The following is a 22,898-nucleotide window of genomic DNA, read 5'->3' on the forward strand; positions in this document are numbered from 1 at the left end:
GCGCCACCCGCCCCGCCAGTGCCCGCCATTTCGCGCTCCAATCCATCCCGCCCGGGCGCAATTCCGAAGCAACCCTTCCGCCTTTCCGGCGTATGTACTCCTACACACACATGGGAGGGGAATGCGCACATGGAAGTCTTTCAAGGCGGCAAGACGCAGCAGGCGTACCAGATGCCTAAGCTGCCCAAGCGGACGTGGCGGCTCATCGTCATCGGCATCGCGGCGGTTATCGTGATCTGGATCGGCTCGACGACGTTCTACACGGTGCAGGAGCAAGAGCAGGCGGCGATCCTGACGTTCGGCAAGTATACGGCGACGCAGGAGAAGTCGGGCCTGCACTTTAAGCTGCCGTCGCCGATCCAGCGGGTCGTGAAGGTGCCGGCCAACCTGACGCAGAAGCTGCACATCGGTTACCGCGAGGACAGCGGCGGCAAGGTGACGCCGGTCGAATCCGAGGCGCTCATGATTACTGGCGACGAGAACATCGTATCGGCGGACGCGGTCATCGAGTGGAAGGTCGCCAACATCCGCGACTATCTGTACAACATCGACGACCCTGAGCAATTCCTGAGGAACTCGGCCAGCGCGGCGATCCGTTCGGTGATGGGCGCGACCAAGCTGGACTACGCGATTACCGAGGGCAAGACGGTCATCCAGACGGACGTCAAGAAGAAGCTGGAGGAGATCCAAGACAAGTACGGCACGGGCATTCAGATCATCGATCTCAAGTTCCAGGACATCGAGCCGCCCGAAGGCCAGGTGCAGACGGCGTTCAAGGAAGTCACCAACGCGCGCGAGGAGAAGAACACCAAGATCAACCAGGCGCAGAAGTACGTGAACGACAGGCTGCCCAAGGCGCGGGGCGAGGCGCAGGCGCTCATCGAGCAGGCGGAGGCGCAGAAGAAGTCGCGGATCCTGAATGCGCAGGGCGACGTGGCGCAGTTTAATGCCGTTTACAATGAATATGCTAAAAATCCGGAAGTCACCGCAGACCGCCTCGTGCTCGAGACGCTCGAGCAGATCCTGCCGAACGCCAAGGTCATCGTCACCGACGGCAGCGGGGATACGGTGAATTACCTGCCGCTCGACAGCTTCCTTAAGAACAGCGGCGCCAAGGCGACGACTTCGAGCGGCACCGCGACGCAGCCTAACGCAGCCCAGGGAGGTGCCGGACAATGACGACCCGCAAATGGATTACGACCGGCATAGGCGCGCTTCTGCTCATTATCCTCCTCTCCGGCTCCATGTTCGTCGTCGGCGAGGGGCAGTACAAGGTCGTGCTTAAGTTCGGCGAGGCCACGCGCATCCACCAGTCTCCCGGCATTCATTTCAAGATTCCGTTCATCGAATCCGTGCGCACGCTGCCCAAGTACCAGCGCATCTACGACAGCCAGCCGACGACGATTCTGACCAAGGACAAGAAGCCGATCATCGTCGACAACTATTCGGTATGGCGCATCGACGATCCGCACCGCTTCCTGCGCTCTCTGCAGACCGTATCGGCGGCCGAGGGGCGCATCGGCGACGCCGTCTACAACGCGGTGCGGCGCAAGCTGTCCGAGATCGAGTACGGCAGCATCATCAGCGAGACGACGGCGCGGGGCGACATCAACGACGAGATCACCCAGATCGTCAAGGACGTCGCGGAGAATCAGAACTACGGCATCGACATCATCGACGTGCGCATCAAGAAGACGGACCTGCCGGAGGAGAACAAGCAGAGCGTGTACAACCGCATGATCTCCGATCGACAGTCGATCGCGGCCGGCTATCTGTCCGAGGGCGACGAGCAGTCGCGCAAGGTCACCTCCAACGCGGACCGTCAGGCGCAGGAGCTGATCGCGCAGGCCGAGGCCGACGCCAAGAAGATCGTGGCCGAGGGCGAGAAGGAAGCGGCGCGCATCTACAACGAGACTTACGGCAAGGATCCGAAGTTCTACAAGTTGTACCGCACGCTGCAGAGCTATACGACGACGTTCAAGGGCGAGCCGGTCATCATGCTGCCCGCGGACTCGCCGTACACGCGGCTGTTGCTCGGCGAACGGTAGAAGCGCAACTCGGGTGCGGCCTTCTAGCATAGGGGTAAATAGACACCATGAGGGAGGCGATGCGGATGAGCCGGTACGGTTGGATGAGCAAGGCGGGACTGGCGCTGCTGCTGGCGGCCGGTCTGGCGGTGCAGTTGCCCGGTGGCGCAGGTTCGGCATCGGCGGCGGGTGCCGCGAACGCGATCGTCGGCGGCAAGGCCGTCGTCTTCGCAGAGGCGGCGCCGGTCATCAAGGCGGGGCGCATGCTCGTACCCGCCCGCGCGCTGCTCGAAGCGATGGGCGCGCGGATGGATTGGGACCCGGACGCGCGGGTCGTGACGGCGACGATGAAGGGCGAGCGGGGCGGCACCGTGCTGAAGCTGAAGATCGGCTCGCCTTACGTGGAGCGGACGCTGACGGACGCGGCCGGCAAGTCGTCGGCGTACGTGGTGAAACTGGACGTGGCCGCGCAGCTGCTGGAGGGCAGCACGATGATCCCCCTGCGGGCGAGCGCGGAGCTGACGGGGCAGGCGCTGGAGTGGCGGCAGGCGACCTCGACGGCGATCATCTCTAAGGTGGAGGCGTCGGCCTCCGCGCCTGAGATGACGTTTAAGCAGTACGCGCTGGCGGGCGAGCTGTTCAAGCTGTCGAACGAGGAGATCGAAGCGTTCTTCCGGACCAACGACCTGCGCGCGCGGCACGGCAAGGCCAAGCCGTTCGCGCTCAGCGTGCCGCTGTCACTGGTCGCACGGCTGAAGTCGGCGGACATGGGCGAGCAAGGTTACTTCAGCCATGACTCGCCAACCTACGGCGATCCGTTCGAGATGATGCGGGACCAAGGCATCCAGTACCGGGCGGCGGCGGAGAACATCGCCGCAGGGCAAGAGACGCCTGCGTCCGTCGTGACCGCCTGGGAGAACAGCCCGGGCCACCTGACCAACATGCTGGGCGAATACGACCAGATCGGCATCGGTTACGCCTACTATACGGATTCCGAGTATCGCAGCTATTGGACGCAGCAGTTCATCCGTTCATAAAATCACGCATTGCACGCGCAGAAGGCCGGGCCCAAGGGGCGCCGGCCTTCTGCGATTCTGACGGTTAAGACACGATCGTGATCGTCGGAGCCGAGATGGTCGGCTGCGTCGTCAGCGTCGAGTCGCCGCCGAAGGTGCCTGTCTCGAGCAGTACCGGCGTGCCTTCCACGAAATCTCCCGAAGCCAGCACCAGGTCAGCGGTAGTCAACGTGGACAATCCCCCTTGCTGCAGGATTCCGTTGATATAGACGTTGTAGTAGCCGTTGACCGCAGGTACGGGCAACGCGGCTACGGGCGCGTCGGCGTCGTCGAGAAAGCTGGATGCGGGGATGGTCGTCACGCCGCCGACGATCATGGCGGCCGTGATCGCGGCATAGAAGCGGGCCACGGTCGGACTGACGGTCGTCGTGATGACGCCGCCGGTGGAGACGGGGGCGCTGGCGACCGCGATGATAACGGGTTTAATGACGGGCATGCGCATTCACCTCCCCCACGCCGAACGGACTGCCTTGGGAGCCTCGGCTTTATCTATAGTACATGCTTCTGCAAGCCATATCGGTACGGCAGATCGACCGCGTCATCCGGCTCATATTGGCGCGGAATTCGTTGGCGTCTCACCCCCGCTAGCGGCCCAACGCCGACTCGGCGGACGCCGCATACAATAGCCTAACGGCAAGACGCGCGTATATCGGACCGGACGGTTAGAGGCGTGCTGCGGATGTATAGCGGGAACAAGGAGGGACGGCGGCGATGGGGATCACGGGTATTCCATGCAAATGTGGTACGGCACAGCGCGGGGGAGCGGCCCGAAGGCGCCGGCGCTCTCGTTCGCGAGCTCGCGCCGGCAAGGCGGAAGGGGCGAACCGGCCGTGCCGCGGCAGCGGCGGTAAGACGGATAAGGCGAAGCGGCCGTGCCGCGCGTCAGAGCGGCGCAGCGCGATGCGGGGGCCCTGCAGCGCGCCGGCGAAGCTTAAGCGGCGGGCCTTGCGTACGAGAGGTCGAAGCGGGCGGACGGTTCCGTCCGGGAGCGGCGCAGGAGCGCCAGGGATCCGAGGAGAGCAGGGGGCTCAGGGTCTTCGAGGCTTGCATGGGGACGCGGGGGCGCAAGGCGTTCAGGGCTTGCGGGGAGATGCAGGACCTGAGGGGATTCAGGGCTTGCAGGGCGAAGCGGGGCAGCGCGGCGAGCGGGGACCTGCAGGGCCGGCTGGCCCGACGGGAGCGGGACTGCAGGGCGCTGCCGGGGAGACGGGTCCCGCGGGAGCCGCCGGTGCCAAGGGAGCGATAGGCCCCGCCGGTCCTGAAGGCCCCGCCGGTCCTGAAGGCCCCGCCGGTCCTGAAGGCCCCGCCGGTCCTGAAGGCCCCGCCGGTCCCCAAGGACCTGCCGGCCCAGCAGGACCCGTCGGTCCCGAAGGTCCTCCGGGACCGCTGCCTGCCGACACCGCCGTTCTCCCGAGCAACGTGCTTTACATTTCCGCTATAGAAGAAGATACGAGCAGCCCGATCGCGCTGGGGGCCGGTCAATTCACCGTCAACGGCGTGCCCGCGGCGGCGTTTGAAGGTCTTGGGCCGCACGCCTATTCCATGCTGTATCTGAACGGCGTGCCGCAGACCGCGGACGTTTACGCGCTGACCCCCGCCGCTCTGACGATCGACCCCGGGGGCTCGATCCTGATCGCGGGCACGCCCGTCATGGTGCAGATCGTCAGCTTCTCCGTCGAGATATCGGGCTGACTTGGCGGCATAGGGGAGCAGGGCGCGCCCTGCGCCTCGCCCCTATTCGGCAAGCTCCTTGCCGATCCAGACCGAATCGTCCAGCTCGAGCAGCACGGGGCAGTGGTCGCTCCCGGAGATATGACAGTCGATCGACGCCTCGCGCACCAGGGGGGCGAGACGGGCGGAGACGAGGAAGTAGTCGATGCGCCATCCGACGTTTCGCGCGCGCACGCCGGGCATATAGGACCACCAGGAATACATGTCGGTCCGGTCCGGGTACAGGTGGCGGAAGGTGTCGACGAACCCGGCAGCGAGTAACTCGGTCATCTTGCCGCGCTCTTCGTCGGTGAAGCCCGCGTTGCCACGGTTCGGCTTGGGATTTTTCAGATCGATCTCCTCGTGGGCGACGTTCAGGTCGCCGCAGACGATGACGGGCTTAACGGCATCCAGCTCCGTCAGATAGCGGCGGAACCGGTCCTCCCATTCCAAGCGCAGCTCGAGGCGCGACAGATCCCGGCGTGCATTCGGCGTGTACACGTTAACCAGGTAGAAGCCCTCGAATTCCAGCGTCAGGATCCGGCCCTCTTCCTCCGCGTCCTCCTCGATGCCGTACCGCACCGACAACGGCTTCCGTTTGGCGAACACGGCGGTGCCGGAGTACCCCTTTTGCCTCGCGTAATTCCAGTACTGCGCATACTGCTCCCCGTGGTCCAGGCTGATCTGGCCTTCCTGCAGCTTCGTCTCCTGCACGCAGAACAGGTCGGCGTCCAGCTCGGCGAAGTAATCGTTAAAGCCTTTGTTCACGCAGGCCCTCAGCCCGTTCACGTTCCATGACCCGAGTTTCATGATCGTCCGTCTCCTTTGCTTGACCCATAATCCGATTCTACATCCTGCCGCGGAGCGGTGTCGAATGGAAGAATCGTGATATTTGTCACATACAGCGGAACCGCGACGGGTGTATATATGAAAAAGCTACCTAATTCTGCCGTGGTCCGTCGAATCCGGACGACATGGCTAAGGACCGCGCGGGAGGTTCGACATGAAATGCGATATCAGGCGCGAAGGCGGTGCGGTGATCTTCGCGCCGTCAGGCAGGATCGGCGTTGCGGAAGCGGTCGAGCTCCGGAACCGGCTGTTCCCGGAGCTGACGGACGGCGTCACGGACATCGTTTTCCGGATGGAAGAGGTAACGGACCTGGACAGCTCCGGTCTCGGTCTGCTGCTGGCCGTGAGGAACCTGTCCGCGGATATCGGCGCGCGGCTCGAGCTGCGCGGCGCGGACGCGCGGATCGGGCCGAAGCTCGCTGCGATCGGATTGGTCTAACGCATAAATGCATATAAGTCAGGCAAGCGAGGCGCGAGGGCAAGCGGCATCAGGGGGCGTTGGCATGAGCGGATATTCGGAAATGGCCGGCAGAGCAGGGAGCGACGAGGACTTATGGCCTCTCTACGCTCGAATCTACCGCGATTCGCAGGAAGCAATCATGATTACGGACCGGCATGCGCATATCATCCAGGTCAATGCGTCTTTTTCCAGAATAACGGGTTACGAAGAGCGGGAGGTCGTCGGGCTCACCCCGAGCGTGCTCAAGTCGGACTGCCAGCCTCCGGAATTCTACGCGCGGATGTGGGCTGCGATCCATCTCGACGGCAAATGGAAGGGCGAGATCTGGAACCGCCGCAAAAACGGCGAGGTCTATCCGCAGTGGCTGTCGATCTCCGCGGTCAAGGACGAGGAAGGCGCGCTGCAGTATTATATGGCGATGTTTCTCGACCTGACCGAATACAAGAGCGCGGCTTCCAAGCTCAGGCTGCACGCGCAGGTGTTCAGCCATGCGGGAGAAGGCATCATGATCACCGATACGGAGCTCAGGATTCTGTCCGTCAACCGGGCGTTCACCGCGGTCACCGGATATACGGAAGCCGAGGCCGGCGGTCGGACCCCGGCCCTTCTGCGCTCCGGCAGGCACGGCAGGGATTTCTATGCGCGCATGTGGGAGAGCTTGCGGGAACACGGCAGATGGCAGGGCGAGATCTGGAACCGGAGGAAGGACGGGGAGCTGTACCCCGAGTTCCTGTCGATCACGACGCTGCGCGACGAGAAGGGCAACGTGACCAACTACATCGGCATGTTCAAGGATATCACCGAGCGCAAGCAAACGGAGGACAAGCTGAAGTATCTGGCGCATTACGACTCGCTCACGGGCCTGCCCAACCGCGCGCTGCTGCAGGACATGCTACAGGATGTGACGGACGGCTGCGGGAGGAGCGGCGAGCGGCTCGGCGTTCTCTTCATCGACCTCGACCGGTTCAAGTCGGTTAACGACTCCATGGGCCACGACGCGGGCGACAAGGTGCTGCGGCAGATGGGCGAGCGTCTGAAGCGGGCGGTCCGGGCGGAGCATATCGTGTCCAGGCTGGGCGGCGACGAGTTCATCGTCGTCCTGCGGGGTCTGAAGCGCGCGGACGAGGCGTTGGAGACGGCGCGGCGGGTGACGGAGCTGCTGGAGCGGCCGTTTGACGGGGCGGACAACGAGATCTATATGACGGCCAGCATCGGCATCAGCCTGTATCCGGATCACGGCCACGATCTGGAATCGCTCATGCGGCACGCGGACCTGGCGATGTACGAGGCCAAGTCGCAGGGAACGGGGCCTCAGGTGTTCAACGAAGGGATCAGCAGCGCCTTCCTGCGCAAGCTCCGGCTGGAGCGCGAGCTTCGGTTCGCGGTCGAGCGCGGGGAGCTGCGGCTCGTCTATCAGCCGCAGGTAGGGCTGGAGAGCGGCAGGCTGGAGGGGATGGAGTCGCTGCTCAGGTGGCGGCATCCCGAGCTGGGCATGATCCCGCCGTCCGAGTTCATCCCCATTGCGGAGGAGACGGGCCTGATCCGCGAGATCGGCGAATGGGCGCTCGGGGAGGCGTGCAGGCAGCTCGGCGTCTGGGTCCGGGAGGCGAGGGAGGTGCCCGCGATCGCCGTGAACCTGTCCGGAAGACAATTCATGGCGCCGGACCTGGCGGACACGATCCGCGACATCGTGCGCAAGGCTGGCTGCGAGCCGCGGCAGATCGTGCTCGAGATCACGGAGAGCTTCGGCATCGTGGATATGGAGGCGGTGATCGCGGCGCTGCGCGAGCTCAAGTCGGCAGGCTTCCGCATCGCGATCGACGACTTCGGCAAGGGCTACTCCGCGCTTGGCTACCTGAAGCAGCTGCCGATCGACATTCTGAAGATCGACAAGAGCTTCCTGACCGAGCTGACCACGGATCCGAAAAGCGAGGCGCTCACGCGGGCCATCATCCAGATGGCCCAGGGGATGGCGCTTCGCGTCATCGCGGAAGGCGTGGAGACGCACGCGCAGATGGCCCGCCTGCGGGAGCTTCGCTGCGAAATTGCGCAGGGCTACTACATCGACCGGCCGATGCCGGCGGGCGAGCTGGAGGCAGGCTATCTGAAGGCGCCGCGCGCGGCGAGCGGAGAGCGATCGTAGGCGAGGGGGTCGCGGTGATCGCGATCATCGAAGAACTTGGCGGGAGCAGGATGGGGCCGATACGGCGAGCAAACTGCGAGCGAAGGAGCAAAGCATGCGTTCATGCGTGTCACTTTCACCGTCGGGCCATGCCCTTGGCGGTTTTTTCTTGTCCGATCGCGGATTTGAAGGGTGTAAATCTCGGACTTGCACGGTTGCCGTCGCTGCGGATTGGCCGGAAAATGAGGGGAAATCGGTCCTCATGCGACCCAAGGAGGTTACTGGCTACTATGCCTAGCAGCACTACGCACGATTCTCTCGACCGGGCGCCCCGCGGAAAAGGGGATGCCGGTTCGCCTGGCCGGAACGGTCCATCCGGAAAGCTCGCCTTGCCCGGACGCGTAGGCCCTCTCGGCCGTACCGCCGCACGCCTTGGCGCCGCGCTGCTCGCATTTACGTTGACATGGCCCTTGGCGGCCGGCAACGTAAGCGCTTTCCCGACCTCCGCTTCAGCCGTCGCTTCGCTCTCTGCGCAGGCTGTCGCCCAGCAGGTCGTCGTCGCGCCGACCGAGATCCTCGACGTCACGATGAATACGGCTGCGCCCGCGCTGAACGGCAAGCTGGAACTGACCTTTAACCTCAGCAGCACGTACGCTAACCCCTTCGATCCGGAGGAGGTCGACGTCCGGGCCACCGTGAAGACCCCGGACGGCGCCGTCGAGACGGTGCCCGGCTTCTACCGCAGCGACGCGTCGCCGAGCTGGGCGGTCCGCTACGCTCCAAGGCAGCCCGGCCGGCATGAGATCACGCTGAGCGTGACGGACAACAACGGGACCGCCGATAGCGACACCTACAGCTTCACGGCCGGCGCCCCCGCGCCGGGCAGAGGCTTCATGAACGTGTCCGGCGACCGCTTCGTCGACGGCACGGGCAGCCAGATCACGCTGCTCGGCACCAACTACGCCTGGAGCACGCCGGACGAGATCACGGGCGCCATGCAGGGCTACGAGGACGCTGGCATGAACGTCATGCGCGTCTGGCTCAGCTGCTGGTGGGCCAACTATTCGCCCGAATACGGTCCGGTGACGACGACCCAGGGCGGCATCGAGATGACCTACAAGGGCATCGGCGATTACAACCTGGAGAACCTCGACCGGATGGACGAGGTCATCTCATCCGCCGAAGACCACGATCTTTACATCATGCTGACCCTGAACAGCTTCGGCGACTTTTATTACGACTGGGCTTACCATGCTTACAACCGCGCCAACGGCGGCACGTCCGACTGGAAGGAGAACGACACCGACTTCTGGTACAACCCGGACGCCATCGCCTACCAGCAGCGCCTGCTGCGCTACATTTTCGCCCGCTGGGGATATAGCACCTCGCTCGGCATGCTGGAGTACTGGAACGAGTCCGACAACCGCGTCGACACGACGGCGGACATCCGCGACAGCTGGCACCGGTCCATGGACACGTACTGGAAAAGCTGGGATTTCTACAAGCATCCGACGACGACGAGCTTCGCCTGGAAGGATCACGCGGAGCAGCACGCGACGCAGGATTCGTGGGACGGCCTGGACACGCTGGACGTCGTCAACGAGCATCTGTACGAAGGCAGCTCCGCGATCGTCGATATTTGGAAAAGCAACCTGGACGCGCTGAAGCCGTTCGGCGATCGGCCCGTCTTCATCGGCGAAGCCGGCAAGACCGGCAACGACACGACGCAGGATGCCAATCTTCTCAACTACGTGCATGACGGCGTATGGGCCCCGGTCTTCCGCTCCGGCGCTGTGGGAGCCAACCTGTGGTGGATCTTCGAGACCGGCTTCGATATGCCGGACGCGTACAAGGCTCAGTACAAGCATCTGGCCGACTTCATCCGGCCCGAGGAGAGCCGGCTGATCGGCATGCCGTTCGTCGACCTGGGCGATCAGGGCGAGGCGCAGGACCTGCAGGCCGGCGGGTTCGCGACGAGCGACCGCGCCTTGCTCTGGGTGCACGATACGGCCGCGCCGTATGACGAGCTGTCTCCCCGCACGGTTGACCAAGGCACAGTCACGGTACCCGGTCTCAAGCCGGGCCCTTACAACGTCACCTACTATAACACCTACACCGGAGAGAATATTTCCGTCGTCAGGGCGAACGCCAATGCGCACGGGCTGACGCTGGCGCTGCCGGCGTTCTCGCGGGACATCGCGATCAAAGCGGTGAGCCACAAGGCGCTGGTCGCCTCGCCGGGCAGCCGCCCGGTCCCGGCCGCCGTCGACCGCAAGGCGCCGTCCGTCCCGGCGGACGCCGCCGTCTCGGGCGCGCCTACGGAGGATACCGTCAAGCTCGCCTGGACGGCTTCGACGGACAACATCGGCGTCGCGGGCTATGACGTCTACCGCGGCGACCGGCTGGCGGGCCGCACTTACGGATTGGCGACTTCCTTCAAGGACACGATGCTCGCGCCCGGCACGGCGTACGCGTATACGGTCCGCGCCCGCGACGCGGCAGGCAACGTTTCGGCAGCCAGTCAGGCCGTGCAGGCGACAACGCTGACGCGCGACGTCGAAGCGCCAAGCACGCCGGCGGATGTAGACTCGACAGGCGCCACATTTAACGCGGCGGACCTAACCTGGCAGGCGTCCACGGACGACCGCGCGGTCGACGGCTACCTGATCTATCGCGACGGCCTGCTGGTCGGTACGACGAGGGACACCGTTTTCCAGGACGACGGCCTGCGCCCCGGCACGACCTACGCGTATACGATCAAGGCGAAGGATGCGTCGCTCAACGTCTCGACGGCTAGCGAAGCGCTCGACGTGACGACCGGGACGCCTGAGATGTCGGACAATCTGCTGGCGAATCCGGGCTTCGAGAACGCGGTCGACGGCAAGCCCGCGAGCTGGCTGTGCGAGCAGGATCAATACTGCCTGACCGACGCCGCGGAGAAGCGCTCCGGCAGCGCCTCGATGAAGATCGACGATACGACGGGCGCTTGGTTCGGCATTCAATCGACCGCAGCCGCCGCATCGCCGGGCACCGATTACGAGCTGCAAGGATACTTAAACGTCTCGCGCAACGACGGCGCTTCCGTCAAGATCCGCATTCAGTTCCTCAACGCCGTGGGCAGCATCCTGGACGACAAGATGGTCGCCGTCTACAACGGCGTCACCCAAGGCTACGAGAACGTCTACGGCGTATTCCGCTCGCCGGAGCATACGGGCAAGGTGCGCGTGTATGTCTACATCGAAGGGCTGAACGCCAAGATCAACCTTGACGACTTCTCGATCCGCTCGTACGGCAACGGCGGAGGGAACGAAGGGCCGGGCGAGCCTGCGGCCGACCTTCTGGTGAACGGGAACTTCGACGCGCACAACGATGCCTGGAAAACGGCTGCCTGGACCTGCGAAAAGGAATGGCTGTGCCAATGGACGGATCAGGCCGCCGCGAAACGGACGACGGGCGACGGCACCGCCGCGATGAAGGTCGTCACGACGGACGCGCAGTGGTTCGGCGTGTACCAGGATGCGCTGGCCGTGGCCGGCAGCGTATATTCGCTCGACGGTTATGTGAAGGCGGCCTCCGTGGCCGAAGGCAAGCTTCAGGCGAAGCTGGCGTTCTACGACGCGGAGGACGAACAGCTGTCCGAGGAATGGATCGCGGACGTCGACGCGGCGTCGGATGCGTTCGTTCCTATCCACGGCACGAAGACCGCCCCCGCGAATACCGCGTACGTCCGGGTGCTGCTGTATGCCAACGGCTTCAAGGGCGAAGCTTACCTCGACGACTTCAAGCTGACTTCAGCGGGCGGCGGCGTGACGGAGCCCCAGGAGCCCGCAGGGCCGTCCGGCAATCTGCTGCTGAACCCGGGCTTCGACGATCACAACGATGCGTGGAAGACGGCGATCTGGAGCTGCGAGAAGGAATGGCTGTGCCAATGGACCGATCAGGTCAAGCGCACGGGGGCGGCGTCCATGCGCGTGCTGACGACCGACTCGCAGTGGTTCGAGGCCTATCAGGACGCCGAGGCGATCGCGGGCAAAACCTATGCGGTGGACGGCTACGTCAAGCTGGCCGCCAAGACGGGCGAGGGCAACGTACAGGTGAAGCTGGTGTTCTATGACGCCGCGAACGCCCAGCTATCCGAAGAATGGATCGCGGATATCGGCGAAGCGTCCGACGCGTTCGTGAGCGTTCACGGCGAGAAGACGGCTCCTGCCGGCACCGCCAAAGCACGCGTCAGATTGTATATGAACGGGCTGCAAGGAGACGTCTACTTCGACGATTTCTCGCTGGTACGACAATAATGCCGATGGTGGAGGCGCGCACATATGAATAGACGGTTGAGTAAAGGCAAGTCCCGCCTCGCGGCGGTATGGATGCTGGCGCTCGCGCTGGCGGTCCAGCTCGGCGCGGCGGGGGCGGCTTCGGCTGCCGCAGCCGCGCCGGGAGGCCATGCCGTATCCGGCACGGTGACGACGGAGAGCGGCGTCCCGCTGCGGGCCCAAGTATTGATTTACAAGTCGACGCTGGAATCCGTGACGGAGCTGACGGCCGGCGCGGACGGCGCCTTCGAGGCGACCCTGCCGGACGGCGATTATGTGCTCGACGTCAAGCCTCAGGGCGCTTACGTCCCGGCGCTCGGACGGGAATTCGCCGTGGCGCAGGCGGATCTGAGCCTGGATGCGGTCAAGGTTAAACCTGGCTACGCGTACACGGGCACCGTCGTCTATCGGGGACAGCCGCTGGCGAACGTCCGCGTCCAGGCGCAGACCGCCGGCGACGATCCGGAGCTGGTCGATTACGGATACACGGACGGCGATGGCCGCTATGCGGTAGTGCTGCCTGACCGGTCGGGCGACTATGACCTGGTCGTGCCGAATCCCGATCCCGCGGCGCGCGCGCCGCTCATGGCGGAGGCGTTCGCCAAGCAGGACGAACCCGGCGGCATCGTCGTCGCGCAGCCCTCGGGGACGAACGGCGCGGGCGTGAAGACGACGTTCGCGGACGGCAAGGCGCTCGTCGCCGTCGATCTCGGAGCCGCCCGCGCCGCGATCCGGGCGTCGGCCGACAAAACGTTTGTCGTCCGCGCGGATGGCGATGCGCCGGCGACGGAAGTCACGCTGCCCGCCGACCTGCTCGGCGAGCTGGCCGCCAAGGGAGAGGGCGCGGCGTTCAGGATCGCCGCGGGCCCCGTCGAGTACGCGCTGCCGGCCGATCTGTTCAAGCTCGGCGAGTTGCGCAGCTTGCTCGGCGCAGGCGCGGACGCGCCGGTCGAGCTGAAGATCGCGATCGTGCTGGCGCCTGCGGCGCAGAGCGCCGCGATCGGCGAAGCGGCTGACCGTGCAGGCGGCAGGCTGCTGGGGTCGCCGGTCGCGTTCGCGATCAGGGCGGTATCGGGCGGCAAGTCGGTGACGCTGGACGACTTCGGCGGCACGTATGTCGAGCGCACGCTGCTGCTCCAAGGCGATGCGAGCCTCGCCTCTTCCGTGGCGGGCGTCGTCTACGCGGACGACGGTTCGATCCGCCATGTGCCGACTCTCGTATTCCCGGCCGGCGACGGCAAGCTCAAGATCACCCTCATGCGCAGCGGCAACAGCGTATACGCCGCGATCGTCTTCGCGCCGGCCGCGTTCGCGGACGTGCCGGAGCGGCATTGGGCGAGCGGTGCCATCGGGTACATGTCCTCGCAGCAGATCCTCAAGGGCCAGGGCGGCGGCAAGTTCGCGCCCGATGCCGGCGTGACGCGCGCCGAGATGGCCGCCATGCTGGTCCGGGCGCTCGGCCTGCTGCCCGCCGCGTACGACGGGCGCTTCGCCGACGTGAAGGCGGACGCCTGGTACGCGGGCGAGCTCCAAGCCGCCGTCGATGCGGGCATCGTCAAGGGCGCTTCCCCCGCTGCGTACGAGCCGCAGCGCGCCGTCACCCGGCAGGAGCTGACGGCGATGGTCGCGGGCGCGATGCGCTTCGCGGGGCAGGACGCGGCGCTGACCGCCGAGCAGGCGGACCGCGCGCTGTCGGCCTTCGCCGACCGGGCGGAGATCGCGCCTTATGCCGCGGACGCCGCAGCCTTCGCCGTGAGCGAGGGCATCGTGACCGGCATGGACGCCGATACCTTTGCCCCCAAGCTGGGTGCCACCCGCGCGCAGGCTTCGGCCATGACGCTGCGCATGCTTCAGGCGCTAGGCTTCGCTAACCCGTAAATTTAGTATGCATGCTTGAGGCTATCTCCAGGTCGTCGAGGCGACCAGGGGCAGCCTCTTTTTATGAGGACAGCCAGAGGAGGCAGCTTCATGCGGGCGGGCTGACAAATACCATTGTGCGGGACGTCCAAATATGGTATTTTCGGCCAAGGAGATCGATTCGGGTTCTAAGCTAACGAAGCGGGAGGAGCGCCAGCCATGGAGTGGAATTACTACAACACCTTTATCGCCGTGTCCGACGACTGCCCGGTCGAGTATGGGGCGGTGCCGCCGGACAAGGCCTCGGGCAAGACGAAGCCGGGCATCGAGTACGAGATGATCGCCGGAGAGCCGTACGCGCACACGCAGGAGGAGATCCTGTTCGAGACGTATGTCCGCCACAAGCAGTTGACGCCCGAGGAGCGGGAAGCGCGGGAAGCGGAGTTGCGGGCTGAATTTTTCGGCAAACCAAAGGCCTGCATGCGCGCTTCGATGCTGCCGAAGAAGTACGGCTGGGGACTGCACTTCAATGCGGAGGGAAAGGTCGCGCTCGTGCCCAAGGAGTCCGAGGATTACGGCCGCTTCACGGACGGAGAGGTCGAGGGCGTGAAGGTGCTCAAGGCCATGCGGAATAAAAAGGCATAACGCGCGCGCATTGCTCTATGGCAAAGAGGCCTGATCCGCTTCCGCGAATCAAGCCTCTTTGCCATGCGACGCGTTATATACGCGCATAGGGAGATTTACACCGCGCTCCCGTCACCCGGGCCATCGGAGCGCTCGGCACCGGCACGATCCACCTCCGCACGATCCACCTCCGCACGATCCGTCTCCATACGCTCAGCCTGCATGCTTTCCGCCTCCGCGCTTCCTTCTCCCGGACCTCCGGCATCCGGTTGCCGCGATTCGGCCTTGCCGCCGCCCCCGTCCCGTCCCGGACGTCCCTGCCCTCTGGGCTTGGGCGCCTTGGCGGCCTCCGCTTCGAAGTACGCCTTCAACTCGGCGGCCTTGCGCGGGTCGGCGAGGTCGATCTTGCCGGCAAGCACATGCTCCGTCAGCAGCTCCCAGTTGAGCTCGAACTTCTGCGACTGCGCGAGCCGGATCGCGTTCTTGACCGTGCGCCGTTCCTTCGCGTTGCTGAACGTGTCCTTGTACTGCCTGGCGTCCGATTCAGGATCCAGCACGGCGAACGTCTTGCGGAAGATCTCCGCCGTCATCCGCGCGTCGTCCAGCGCCCGGTGGGCGGAACCCTCGGACGGAATGCCGAGATCCTCGAGCGCCGCCTCGACGCTGACGTCGTTCGTCAGCCCGCGGCCGCGCAGATAGACCTTAAGCAGATCGTAGTAGACGGCGGACATCCAATAAGCGTCGTCGAGCTTGTGCATGCGCGTATCGAGCACGATCCGCTTGAAGTCTTCGCCGCCCCACGTGACGAATCGGCATTCCTCGCTGCGGCCGAGCCACGTCAGGAACGACCGGATGACCGGCACGAAGCCGCTCGCGCGGTCGATGTCCTCCTGCGGGATGCCGGTCTTTTTCTTGATAAAGCTATTAAGCTTGGAAAAGTAGACGGGCTTGATCAGCGCCGAAAATTCGTCCACAGCGGCAAGCTCCCCGTTCAGGCGCACCGCTCCGATCTCGATGACCTCCATCGGCAGCTCGCTGGCGAATTTGCGCCCGTTGAATTCGATATCCAATATGATGTAGTCCAAGGCAGCGACCTCCGGATTTGTGCGAGTACTCCTATATTATCAAAAATCGGGCGTCAAAGCCTCCCGGCCGCATGGCTATTTCTGCGGCGCTCGCGCGCTTCAGGAATAGCATGCCGTAGAGCACCCATATTATAAGCTTAAACATTCGTCAGACTGCAAAGAAAAGAGGTGTTCGCGCATGAACGCGGGCTTCTGGATTCGCTTGGGCGCGCTGCTGCTGGACGGTATTATCGTGGGTATACCCGTAGGTATCGTGGGAAGCCTCCTGTTGGAGGGCCGGGCGGCCGAAGGCTTCTCCAACGTCGTCATGCTGCTCTACGCGCTGCTGATTCCCTTCCTCTGGGCCGGCTTTACGGTAGGCAAGCGGATCTGCGGAATTCGCATCCAGCGGCTGAACGGCGAGCCTCCGGGTCTCGGCACGATGCTGCTGCGCACGATCGCGGCCGGCCTCGTTTATGGCTTCACCTTTGGCGTCGGCACGATCGTCAGCGCGTTCATGGTGGGCTTGCGTGCGGACAAACGGTCGATTCACGACTTTATCGCGGGCACGGAGGTCGTATATGTATAAGCGATTCGCGTAAGTCGGGGCAAAGAAGAGTTGACAGGCGGCTCTTCCGCATGATATTTATTTATTAATAAATAAAAACAGTTTGGAGCTGCCGCAATGTCACCCAAGGACGATACATCCGCGACGCGCAAGGATCAGATCCTCGACGCAGCCGCAGAGCTGTTCGCGCAGCTGGGATACTACAAGACGACGACGGCGCTGGTCGCCAAGGCCGTGGGCGTCACGCAGCCCTACGTATTCCACTTCTTCAGGACGAAGGAAGAGCTGTTCCTCGCCGTGCTGGACAGAGGGTTCAATCGCCTGACGCATGCCTTCGCCGCCGTAGAGAGCCCTCCGGAGGAGCTCGCCCATCGGATGGGCTACGCGTTCGAACAGCTGCTGGTCACGCATCGCAACGAGATATTGCTCGTCATGCAAGCCTATTCCATCCCCGAGCCGGCGATCCGCGAGGAAGTGAAGGCGAAGTTCGTGTTGATTCACGAGCGGGTCGGCGGCAGGTTCGCGCAGGCAGGCATTCCCAATCCGAACGGGGAAGCCGGCATGTTCATCGGTACGGGCCTCCTCATCGCGCTGTCCCAGGTGCTGGATCTGCCGAGGCTGCTGCCGTGGTGCGAGACGGAGTAGAAGGGGTTATTACCGCCGGGCCTGGCGCTTGGCGGTTCTTTTAGGGCGTTAATTTATTTATCGATAAATAAGGAGTGATTTCAATGTCAACGCTGCAAAGAAACCGAATGCTGGTCATCATCTGCCTCGCGCTGTTCATGGTCATGCTGGATACGCTGGTGCTGGGCGTGGCGCTGCCTTCGATTCAGAAGTCGTTCGACGCGGGCATCGCGGATCTCGAGTGGTTCACCAACGGCTACACGCTGACCTTCGCCGTGCTGCTCATCCCGCTGGGCATGCTGGGCGAACGGTACGGCCGGAAAAGAGTGTTCCTGATCGGCATCGCCGTATTCACTCTGGGCTCGCTGGCCTCGGCGCTGAGCACGGATGCGCTCGGGCTTACGCTCGCCAGAGCGCTGCAAGGCGTAGGCGGCGCGGCGATCGCGCCGATCAGCCTGACGCTGGTCAGCGCCGCGTTCCCGCCGAAGTTCAGAGCCGCCGCGATCGGGATCGTGTCCGGCGTGTCCGGCCTTGGTCTCGCTACCGGCCCCCTCGTCGGCGGGCTTATCGTGAACGGCTCTCCCTGGCAGACAATCTTCTGGATCAACGTGCCGATCGGCGCGCTCGCTGTCGCTTGCGGCTGGCTCTGGCTGCGCGAGTCGAAGGGCGAGGAGAAGCGCCTGGATATCGTCGGGCTGCTCCTGATCGCGGCCGCGCTGCTCGGCATCGTATTCGGTCTCGTCCGGGGCAATGAAGCCGGCTGGGGCGCCTTCGAGGTCTGGGGCTCGCTGGCCGGCGGCGTGGCGCTGCTGCCCGCGTTCATCGCCTGGGAATGGCGTCACCCCTTTCCGCTGCTGTCGCTACGGCTGTTCAAGAATCGCGACTACGGGGCGCTGATCGTCACGGGGTTCTGGTTGTACGCCGGCATCTTCGGCGCGATCTTCCTGCTGACGCTGTTCCTCCAGCAGGCGCAGGGCTACTCCGCGCTCGGCGCGGGCGTCCGCGAGATGGCCTGGACCGGCGCCACGATGATCGCGGCGCCGCTGGCGGGGCTCCTCATCGGCCGCCTCGGCACCCGGCGGGTCCTGCTCGCCGGCCTGCTGCTTCAGACGGTCGCGCTGTGCCTGTTCGCGATCCTGATCCTGGCGAACGGCGCCGTATTCTCCTTTGCCTACCTGGCGCCCGCGATGGTGCTGGCCGGCCTAGGCATGGGGCTCAGCCTCACGCCGCTGTCCGAGGGAGTGCTCTCCGCCGTACCCGAATCGTCCTCCGGCGAAGCGAGCGGCGTCTCCAACGCGACGCGCGAGCTGGGCGGCGTGTTCGGCATCGCCATCGGCAGCCTCGTCTTCCGGCAGGGCGGCCCGATCGCGACGCCGGACGACTTCGGGGCGCATCTGACTCCGGTGCTGTACGTCTATGCCGCGATGCTGGGCGCCGCGTTCGTGGCGACGCTGCTGTTCTACAAGCGATCGGGGAGAGCCGCGCGCGAATCCGGCAAGGCGGTGACGGCCGCTGCGGCGATGGAATAACTGAGGCTTGGAGGATAGGTTAGCTAGCGCGGAACCTTCAAGAAAAAGAACGGCCGGAGCCTCATCGGCCGTTCTTTTTTACGTCTGCGAAAACCGCGATAGAAGGGGGGAATGCCGGTCCCGGATTCATAAAAAAATCAAAAGCTGTCAACAGTATGATTGACAAAATCGCGGTATCCTTCTGTTGTCGCCGGATTGGGCAAGGGGTACCATAAATACATATCGGCCGCATGCGGATTCCCGCAAAAAGAAAGCGGTTAATCTAAGGAGGAACCGAAATGGAGCAAGCACGACATTCTGCTTCTAGCGGTGGAATAAGAGTGGGCGTCCAGAAGTTCGGACGATTCCTGAGCGGCATGGTCATGCCGAATATCGGAGCGTTCATTGCTTGGGGCATCATCACCGCATTGTTCATACCGACCGGCTGGGCGCCGAATTCGGAGCTCGCGAAGCTCGTCGATCCAATCATCAAGTACCTGCTTCCGATCCTGATCGGTTATACGGGCGGCACCATGGTACACAAGACAAGGGGCGGCGTCATCGGCGCGCTCATGACGATGGGCATCATCGTCGGTACCGACATTCCGATGTTCCTCGGCGCGATGATCTGCGGTCCGCTCGCGGCGTGGGTGCTGAAGCAGTTCGACAAGTCCGTCGAAGGCAAGATCAAAGCGGGCTTCGAGATGCTGGTCAACAACTTCTCGCTCGGCATCATCGGCGCGGCGTTGACGCTGCTGGCCTTCTCCGGCATCGGGCCGATCATCGAGCAGCTGACGTCCTGGCTGTCGGACGGCGTGGAGTTCCTGGTCAATCACAATCTGATCCCGCTCGCGAACCTCCTGATCGAGCCGGCCAAGATCCTGTTCCTGAACAACGCGATCAATCACGGCGTGCTGAGCCCGATCGCGCTCGACGAAGCGTCGCGCACCGGCAAGTCGATCCTGTTCATGCTCGAGTCGAATCCCGGCCCCGGCATCGGCGTCCTGTTGGCTTACATGCTCGTCGGACGCGGCTCCGCGCGCCAATCGGCTTCCGGCGCGGCGATCATCCACTTTTTCGGCGGCATTCACGAGATCTACTTCCCGTACATCCTCATGAATCCGCGCCTGATCCTCGCCGTCATCGCCGGCGGCGTGACCGGCACGTTCACCTTCTCGCTCTTCGGCGCCGGTCTGGTCGCTCCGCCTTCGCCGGGCAGCATCTTCGCCTATATCGCGATGGCGCCGAAGGGCGGCCTGCTGTCGGTACTGAGCGGCGTGCTCACGGCAGGCATCGTATCCTTCGCGGTCTCGGCGCTGCTGCTGAAGACATCCAAGAAGAATGCGGAGGACGAGGATATCGAGGAAGCCCAGAACCGCATGAAGGCGATGAAGGCGGCAGGCACGCCGGCCGCGGCGGTTGCTGCGGCAAGCCCGGGCGTATCGGCCAGCCCGGCGGTCTCCGCGTCCGGCGCCGGGACCGCATCCGATACCGGCGCATCGCGATCGGCGATGCCGGATACGGCGGTCGTCGACGCAGGGCTTCAATCCGCGGTCTCCGCGGCTAACGGCAAAGAGGACGTGCGCAAGATCGTCTTCTCCTGCGACGCCGGCATGGGCTCCAGCGCGATGGGCGCGTCGATTCTGCGCAAGAAAATGAAGGCCGCGGGCTCGGACATCACGGTTATCAACACCGCGATCAGCGATATTCCGGAAGACGCGGACATCGTCATCACGCACAAATCGCTCACGGATCGCGCCAGGGAGAAGGCGCCGGACGCCGAGCATATCTCCATCGACAACTTCCTCAAGAGTCCGGAATACGACGTGCTGGTGAACAGGCTGACCTGATCGGCCGCGCGTCAGGCCGGCGGACGTATGCCGGCCTGAAGGCAGCATGCTCCCCCATATCGATACGGCTGACGCTGGCGTAGTTTACGCCGGCGTTCAGCCCATTTTGGATAGACAGGAATGATCCGTCGATGAGCGTATCCAACCGAACCCGGCGCATCCTCGAGCTGCTGCTGCGCAGCGGGCGGGAGATGACGGCCGCCGAGCTGGCCGCCGGACTCCAGGTCAGCTCGCGCACCGTGCACCGCGAACTGGCCGCCGTGGAGGATCTGCTGGCCGGCCAGGCGGTGTCGCTGGTCAAGAAGTCCGGCTCGGGCATCGCCTTGCACGGCGACGAGGCGGCGCTGGCCCGCCTGCACGATATCGTGACCGCGTCGGAGGAGGCGGAGTTCTCTCCGGACGAACGCCAGATCTATCTGCTCTGCCTGCTGCTGCGGGAGCGAGAGCCTGTCAAGCAGTTCGCGCTGGCGCACGAGCTCAAGGTGACGGTGCAGACGATCGGCAGCGACCTCGAGGAGCTGGCCGGGTGGGTGGAGCGCTATGGCGTCCTGCTCATACGCCGCAGAGGCTATGGCGTCGAGCTGAGCGGCGGCGAGGCGGAGCTGCGCGAGACGATCCGGCAGCTGATCAAGCTGCGGCTCGACGACGCGGAGCTGATCGCCAGCCGGAGCCAGCCGCCGCCGCATCCGCTGGACCGCATGCTGCTCGACCTGGCGGGCCATGACGACATGGCCGACATCGAGAGCGCGCTGTGGAGCCTGGAGAGCCGATGGGCAGGCAACCTGAACGAGCAGGTCTACACCGATCTGCTCATCCGGCTCTCCATCGCCCTGCATCGAATCCGGCAGGGCCGAACGGCGCCATCGGCGGCAGGAGCGCCCGTGCCGTCCCATCCGCCGCCGCACGGGGGATCACCGGCGCAGCGCGCAGCGGACGAGGCCGCCAAGCTGGCGGAGCTGCTATCGGGGCGTCCCGGCGTGGCCGTCGGTCCGGCCGAGACCGCGTATATCGCCGAGCTGCTGCAGGACGCGCACGGCAAGGATATGGCGCTGCTGCCCGGCGACGATCTGGCGCTGGCGGATGCGGTCCGTCAGCTGATCCGGTCGGTCCAGGCTAGTTCGGGTATGGATTACGAGGAGGACCGGTCGCTCAGAGACGGCTTGTTCGAGCATCTGAAGCAAGCGATCCAGCGGCTCGGCGACGGACAGCGCATCCGCAATCCGCTGCTGGAGCAGATTCGCCGGGATTACGGGGGGTTGTTCGCCGCAGTTAGAGAGGCCGCAGACCTGGCGCTGCCGCATCTGGCCGTTCCGGACGAGGAGGTCGGGTTCCTGGTCATGCACTTCGGCGCGTCCCAGGAGCGGCTCAAGCAGCTGCAGCGCGGCGTGCGCGCGATCCTCGTGTGCACGAGCGGGATCGGCTCCTCCAAGCTTCTGCAGATGCGGCTTCGCAAGGAGCTTCCCCAGATCGAGGTCGCGGACCGGGTGTCCTGGTACGAGGCCGCCCGTCTGGACGAGGACGCGTACGACCTTATTATTTCTACGATCGACTTGCCGCTGGACGCCGGGCATTATATCAAAGTCAGTCCCTTGCTCACGCAGGCAGAGGCGGACCGGCTGCGCTCGTTCGTCCGCGAGGCGCCGTGGGGCCGGGAGCGGGCTGCAGCCCGGCGCGGAGACGTCGGCTATCCTGCCGCGGCGGCGGCCGACGCCTTCGCCAGGCTGCAGCGTCTGCAGACGACGCTCGGCGAGATCGTATCGATCGTCGGCGGATTCCGGACGATCGAGCTGGGCGAGGAGGCGAGCGACTTGTTCGCGGCGCTGGACGTCGCTTGCCGGCAGGAGGAAGCGCTGGGTCTGGTGAACGGCGCCGCCGCCGTACGCGACCGACTGCTGGGGCGCGAGGCGCAGGGCAGCCAGATAATCCCCGGCACCGGACTCGCGCTCTTCCATACGCGGGCGCCGGAGATTCTCGGCTCGACGCTCAAGCTGTACCGGCTGCGGCATCCGATCGCGCTGCCGCAGGAAGGCGAGCCGACGGCACAGCTCGACCGCTTCCTGCTGATGCTGGCTCCCCGCGCGCTGACGCGCGAGAGCCTGGAGGTATTAAGCGAGATCAGCGCGATGCTGCTCGACGAGGAGACGGTCGCGCTGCTCGAGGCGGGCGACGAAGCGGCGATCCGCGAGCGGCTGGCGGGGAACCTCAGGAACTTTTTTTACACTAAAACCGAAAGCGAGTGACCG

17 protein-coding genes are annotated in these 22,898 nt (G+C 64.6%); 14 read left to right on the forward strand and 3 right to left on the reverse strand.

Annotation, left to right across the window (positions count from 1 at the left end; translation table 11 throughout):
- Positions 1-129 precede the first annotated feature (129 nt).
- The 3 genes from hflK to PQG80_RS26265 all read left to right on the forward strand — a co-directional run bounded on the left by hflK (position 130) and on the right by PQG80_RS26265 (position 3,064).
- Positions 130-1,179 (forward strand): FtsH protease activity modulator HflK, encoded by a 1,050-nt coding sequence (gene hflK / locus PQG80_RS26255; RefSeq protein WP_271754688.1) that lies wholly within the window; start codon positions 130-132, stop codon positions 1,177-1,179.
- Positions 1,176-2,048 carry a protease modulator HflC gene (hflC, locus tag PQG80_RS26260; protein ID WP_271754689.1) on the forward strand — a complete coding sequence of 291 codons (873 nt, stop codon included), beginning with the start codon at positions 1,176-1,178 and terminating at the stop codon, positions 2,046-2,048. Before hflK ends, hflC begins: the two co-directional genes overlap by 4 nt.
- 65 nt (positions 2,049-2,113) lie before the next feature.
- Positions 2,114-3,064: a stalk domain-containing protein gene (locus tag PQG80_RS26265; RefSeq protein ID WP_271754690.1), complete on the forward strand. Its 951-nt coding sequence runs from the start codon at positions 2,114-2,116 to the stop codon at positions 3,062-3,064.
- Between the two features lie 64 nt (positions 3,065-3,128).
- Here the strand turns inward: PQG80_RS26265 and PQG80_RS26270 are convergent, their stop codons facing one another.
- The gene (locus tag PQG80_RS26270; protein ID WP_271754691.1) at positions 3,129-3,539 is read right to left on the reverse strand and encodes a DUF4183 domain-containing protein; all 411 of its coding nucleotides are present in this window, start codon (positions 3,537-3,539) and stop codon (positions 3,129-3,131) included.
- Between the two features lie 608 nt (positions 3,540-4,147).
- Between PQG80_RS26270 and PQG80_RS26275 the strand changes: the two genes are divergently transcribed.
- Positions 4,148-4,795 carry a DUF4183 domain-containing protein gene (locus tag PQG80_RS26275; RefSeq protein WP_271754692.1) on the forward strand — a complete coding sequence of 216 codons (648 nt, stop codon included), beginning with the start codon at positions 4,148-4,150 and terminating at the stop codon, positions 4,793-4,795.
- A gap of 42 nt (positions 4,796-4,837) precedes the next feature.
- On the opposite strand, the gene PQG80_RS26280 is transcribed toward PQG80_RS26275, so the two are convergent.
- Positions 4,838-5,623, reverse strand: a complete 786-nt coding sequence (locus PQG80_RS26280) for an exodeoxyribonuclease III (RefSeq protein ID WP_271754693.1) — start codon at positions 5,621-5,623, stop codon at positions 4,838-4,840.
- Positions 5,624-5,816: 193 nt separating this feature from the next.
- On the opposite strand from PQG80_RS26280, the gene PQG80_RS26285 reads away from it, so the two are divergent.
- From PQG80_RS26285 to PQG80_RS26305, 5 genes are all read left to right on the forward strand, one after another.
- Positions 5,817-6,101 (forward strand): STAS domain-containing protein, encoded by a 285-nt coding sequence (locus PQG80_RS26285; protein ID WP_271754694.1) that lies wholly within the window; start codon positions 5,817-5,819, stop codon positions 6,099-6,101.
- Between the two features lie 64 nt (positions 6,102-6,165).
- Entirely contained in the window at positions 6,166-8,265 is a 2,100-nt protein-coding gene (locus PQG80_RS26290; protein WP_271754695.1) for an EAL domain-containing protein, read from the forward strand.
- A 269-nt stretch (positions 8,266-8,534) separates the two neighbouring features.
- Positions 8,535-12,542 carry a DUF5060 domain-containing protein gene (locus PQG80_RS26295; protein ID WP_271754696.1) on the forward strand — a complete coding sequence of 1,336 codons (4,008 nt, stop codon included), beginning with the start codon at positions 8,535-8,537 and terminating at the stop codon, positions 12,540-12,542.
- A gap of 24 nt (positions 12,543-12,566) precedes the next feature.
- Positions 12,567-14,438 carry an S-layer homology domain-containing protein gene (locus tag PQG80_RS26300; protein ID WP_271754697.1) on the forward strand — a complete coding sequence of 624 codons (1,872 nt, stop codon included), beginning with the start codon at positions 12,567-12,569 and terminating at the stop codon, positions 14,436-14,438.
- 198 nt (positions 14,439-14,636) lie between these two features.
- Complete coding sequence (locus PQG80_RS26305; RefSeq protein ID WP_271754698.1) at positions 14,637-15,062, forward strand: DUF6157 family protein; 426 nt, start codon at positions 14,637-14,639, stop codon at positions 15,060-15,062.
- Positions 15,063-15,157: 95 nt separating this feature from the next.
- Here PQG80_RS26305 and PQG80_RS26310 read toward each other — a convergent pair whose 3' ends face one another.
- Positions 15,158-16,126, reverse strand: coding sequence for a 3'-5' exonuclease (locus PQG80_RS26310; protein ID WP_271754699.1), 969 nt, complete (start codon positions 16,124-16,126; stop codon positions 15,158-15,160).
- 178 nt (positions 16,127-16,304) lie between these two features.
- Here PQG80_RS26310 and PQG80_RS26315 point away from each other — a divergent pair, with 178 nt between their 5' ends.
- The 5 genes from PQG80_RS26315 (at position 16,305) to PQG80_RS26335 (ending at position 22,895) form a co-directional block, all read left to right on the forward strand.
- Positions 16,305-16,694 (forward strand): RDD family protein, encoded by a 390-nt coding sequence (locus tag PQG80_RS26315; protein WP_271754700.1) that lies wholly within the window; start codon positions 16,305-16,307, stop codon positions 16,692-16,694.
- 96 nt (positions 16,695-16,790) lie between these two features.
- Positions 16,791-17,318 (forward strand): TetR/AcrR family transcriptional regulator, encoded by a 528-nt coding sequence (locus PQG80_RS26320; RefSeq protein ID WP_271754701.1) that lies wholly within the window; start codon positions 16,791-16,793, stop codon positions 17,316-17,318.
- Positions 17,319-17,401: 83 nt separating this feature from the next.
- Positions 17,402-18,826, forward strand: a complete 1,425-nt coding sequence (locus PQG80_RS26325) for an MFS transporter (protein WP_271754702.1) — start codon at positions 17,402-17,404, stop codon at positions 18,824-18,826.
- A gap of 278 nt (positions 18,827-19,104) precedes the next feature.
- Positions 19,105-20,655, forward strand: a complete 1,551-nt coding sequence (locus PQG80_RS26330; protein ID WP_271754703.1) for a PTS mannitol transporter subunit IIBC — start codon at positions 19,105-19,107, stop codon at positions 20,653-20,655.
- A gap of 131 nt (positions 20,656-20,786) precedes the next feature.
- Complete coding sequence (locus PQG80_RS26335) at positions 20,787-22,895, forward strand: BglG family transcription antiterminator (protein ID WP_271754704.1); 2,109 nt, start codon at positions 20,787-20,789, stop codon at positions 22,893-22,895.
- Positions 22,896-22,898: the final 3 nt, after the last annotated feature.

This window comes from Cohnella rhizoplanae (assembly GCF_948329515.1).
GTDB lineage: Bacteria > Bacillota > Bacilli > Paenibacillales > Paenibacillaceae > Cohnella > Cohnella rhizoplanae.

Coding starts and splice junctions, on each gene's coding strand:
- PQG80_RS26295 (WP_271754696.1), top strand. CDS start 8,535: ATGCCTAGCAGCACTACGCACGATTCTCTCGACCGGGCGCCCCGCGGA.
- PQG80_RS26300 (WP_271754697.1), top strand. CDS start 12,567: ATGAATAGACGGTTGAGTAAAGGCAAGTCCCGCCTCGCGGCGGTATGG.
- PQG80_RS26285 (WP_271754694.1), top strand. CDS start 5,817: ATGAAATGCGATATCAGGCGCGAAGGCGGTGCGGTGATCTTCGCGCCG.
- PQG80_RS26280 (WP_271754693.1), bottom strand. CDS start 5,623: ATGAAACTCGGGTCATGGAACGTGAACGGGCTGAGGGCCTGCGTGAAC.
- hflC (WP_271754689.1), top strand. CDS start 1,176: ATGACGACCCGCAAATGGATTACGACCGGCATAGGCGCGCTTCTGCTC.
- PQG80_RS26330 (WP_271754703.1), top strand. CDS start 19,105: ATGGAGCAAGCACGACATTCTGCTTCTAGCGGTGGAATAAGAGTGGGC.
- PQG80_RS26290 (WP_271754695.1), top strand. CDS start 6,166: ATGAGCGGATATTCGGAAATGGCCGGCAGAGCAGGGAGCGACGAGGAC.
- PQG80_RS26335 (WP_271754704.1), top strand. CDS start 20,787: ATGAGCGTATCCAACCGAACCCGGCGCATCCTCGAGCTGCTGCTGCGC.
- PQG80_RS26305 (WP_271754698.1), top strand. CDS start 14,637: ATGGAGTGGAATTACTACAACACCTTTATCGCCGTGTCCGACGACTGC.
- hflK (WP_271754688.1), top strand. CDS start 130: ATGGAAGTCTTTCAAGGCGGCAAGACGCAGCAGGCGTACCAGATGCCT.
- PQG80_RS26320 (WP_271754701.1), top strand. CDS start 16,791: ATGTCACCCAAGGACGATACATCCGCGACGCGCAAGGATCAGATCCTC.
- PQG80_RS26315 (WP_271754700.1), top strand. CDS start 16,305: ATGAACGCGGGCTTCTGGATTCGCTTGGGCGCGCTGCTGCTGGACGGT.
- PQG80_RS26325 (WP_271754702.1), top strand. CDS start 17,402: ATGTCAACGCTGCAAAGAAACCGAATGCTGGTCATCATCTGCCTCGCG.
- PQG80_RS26270 (WP_271754691.1), bottom strand. CDS start 3,539: ATGCCCGTCATTAAACCCGTTATCATCGCGGTCGCCAGCGCCCCCGTC.
- PQG80_RS26265 (WP_271754690.1), top strand. CDS start 2,114: ATGAGCCGGTACGGTTGGATGAGCAAGGCGGGACTGGCGCTGCTGCTG.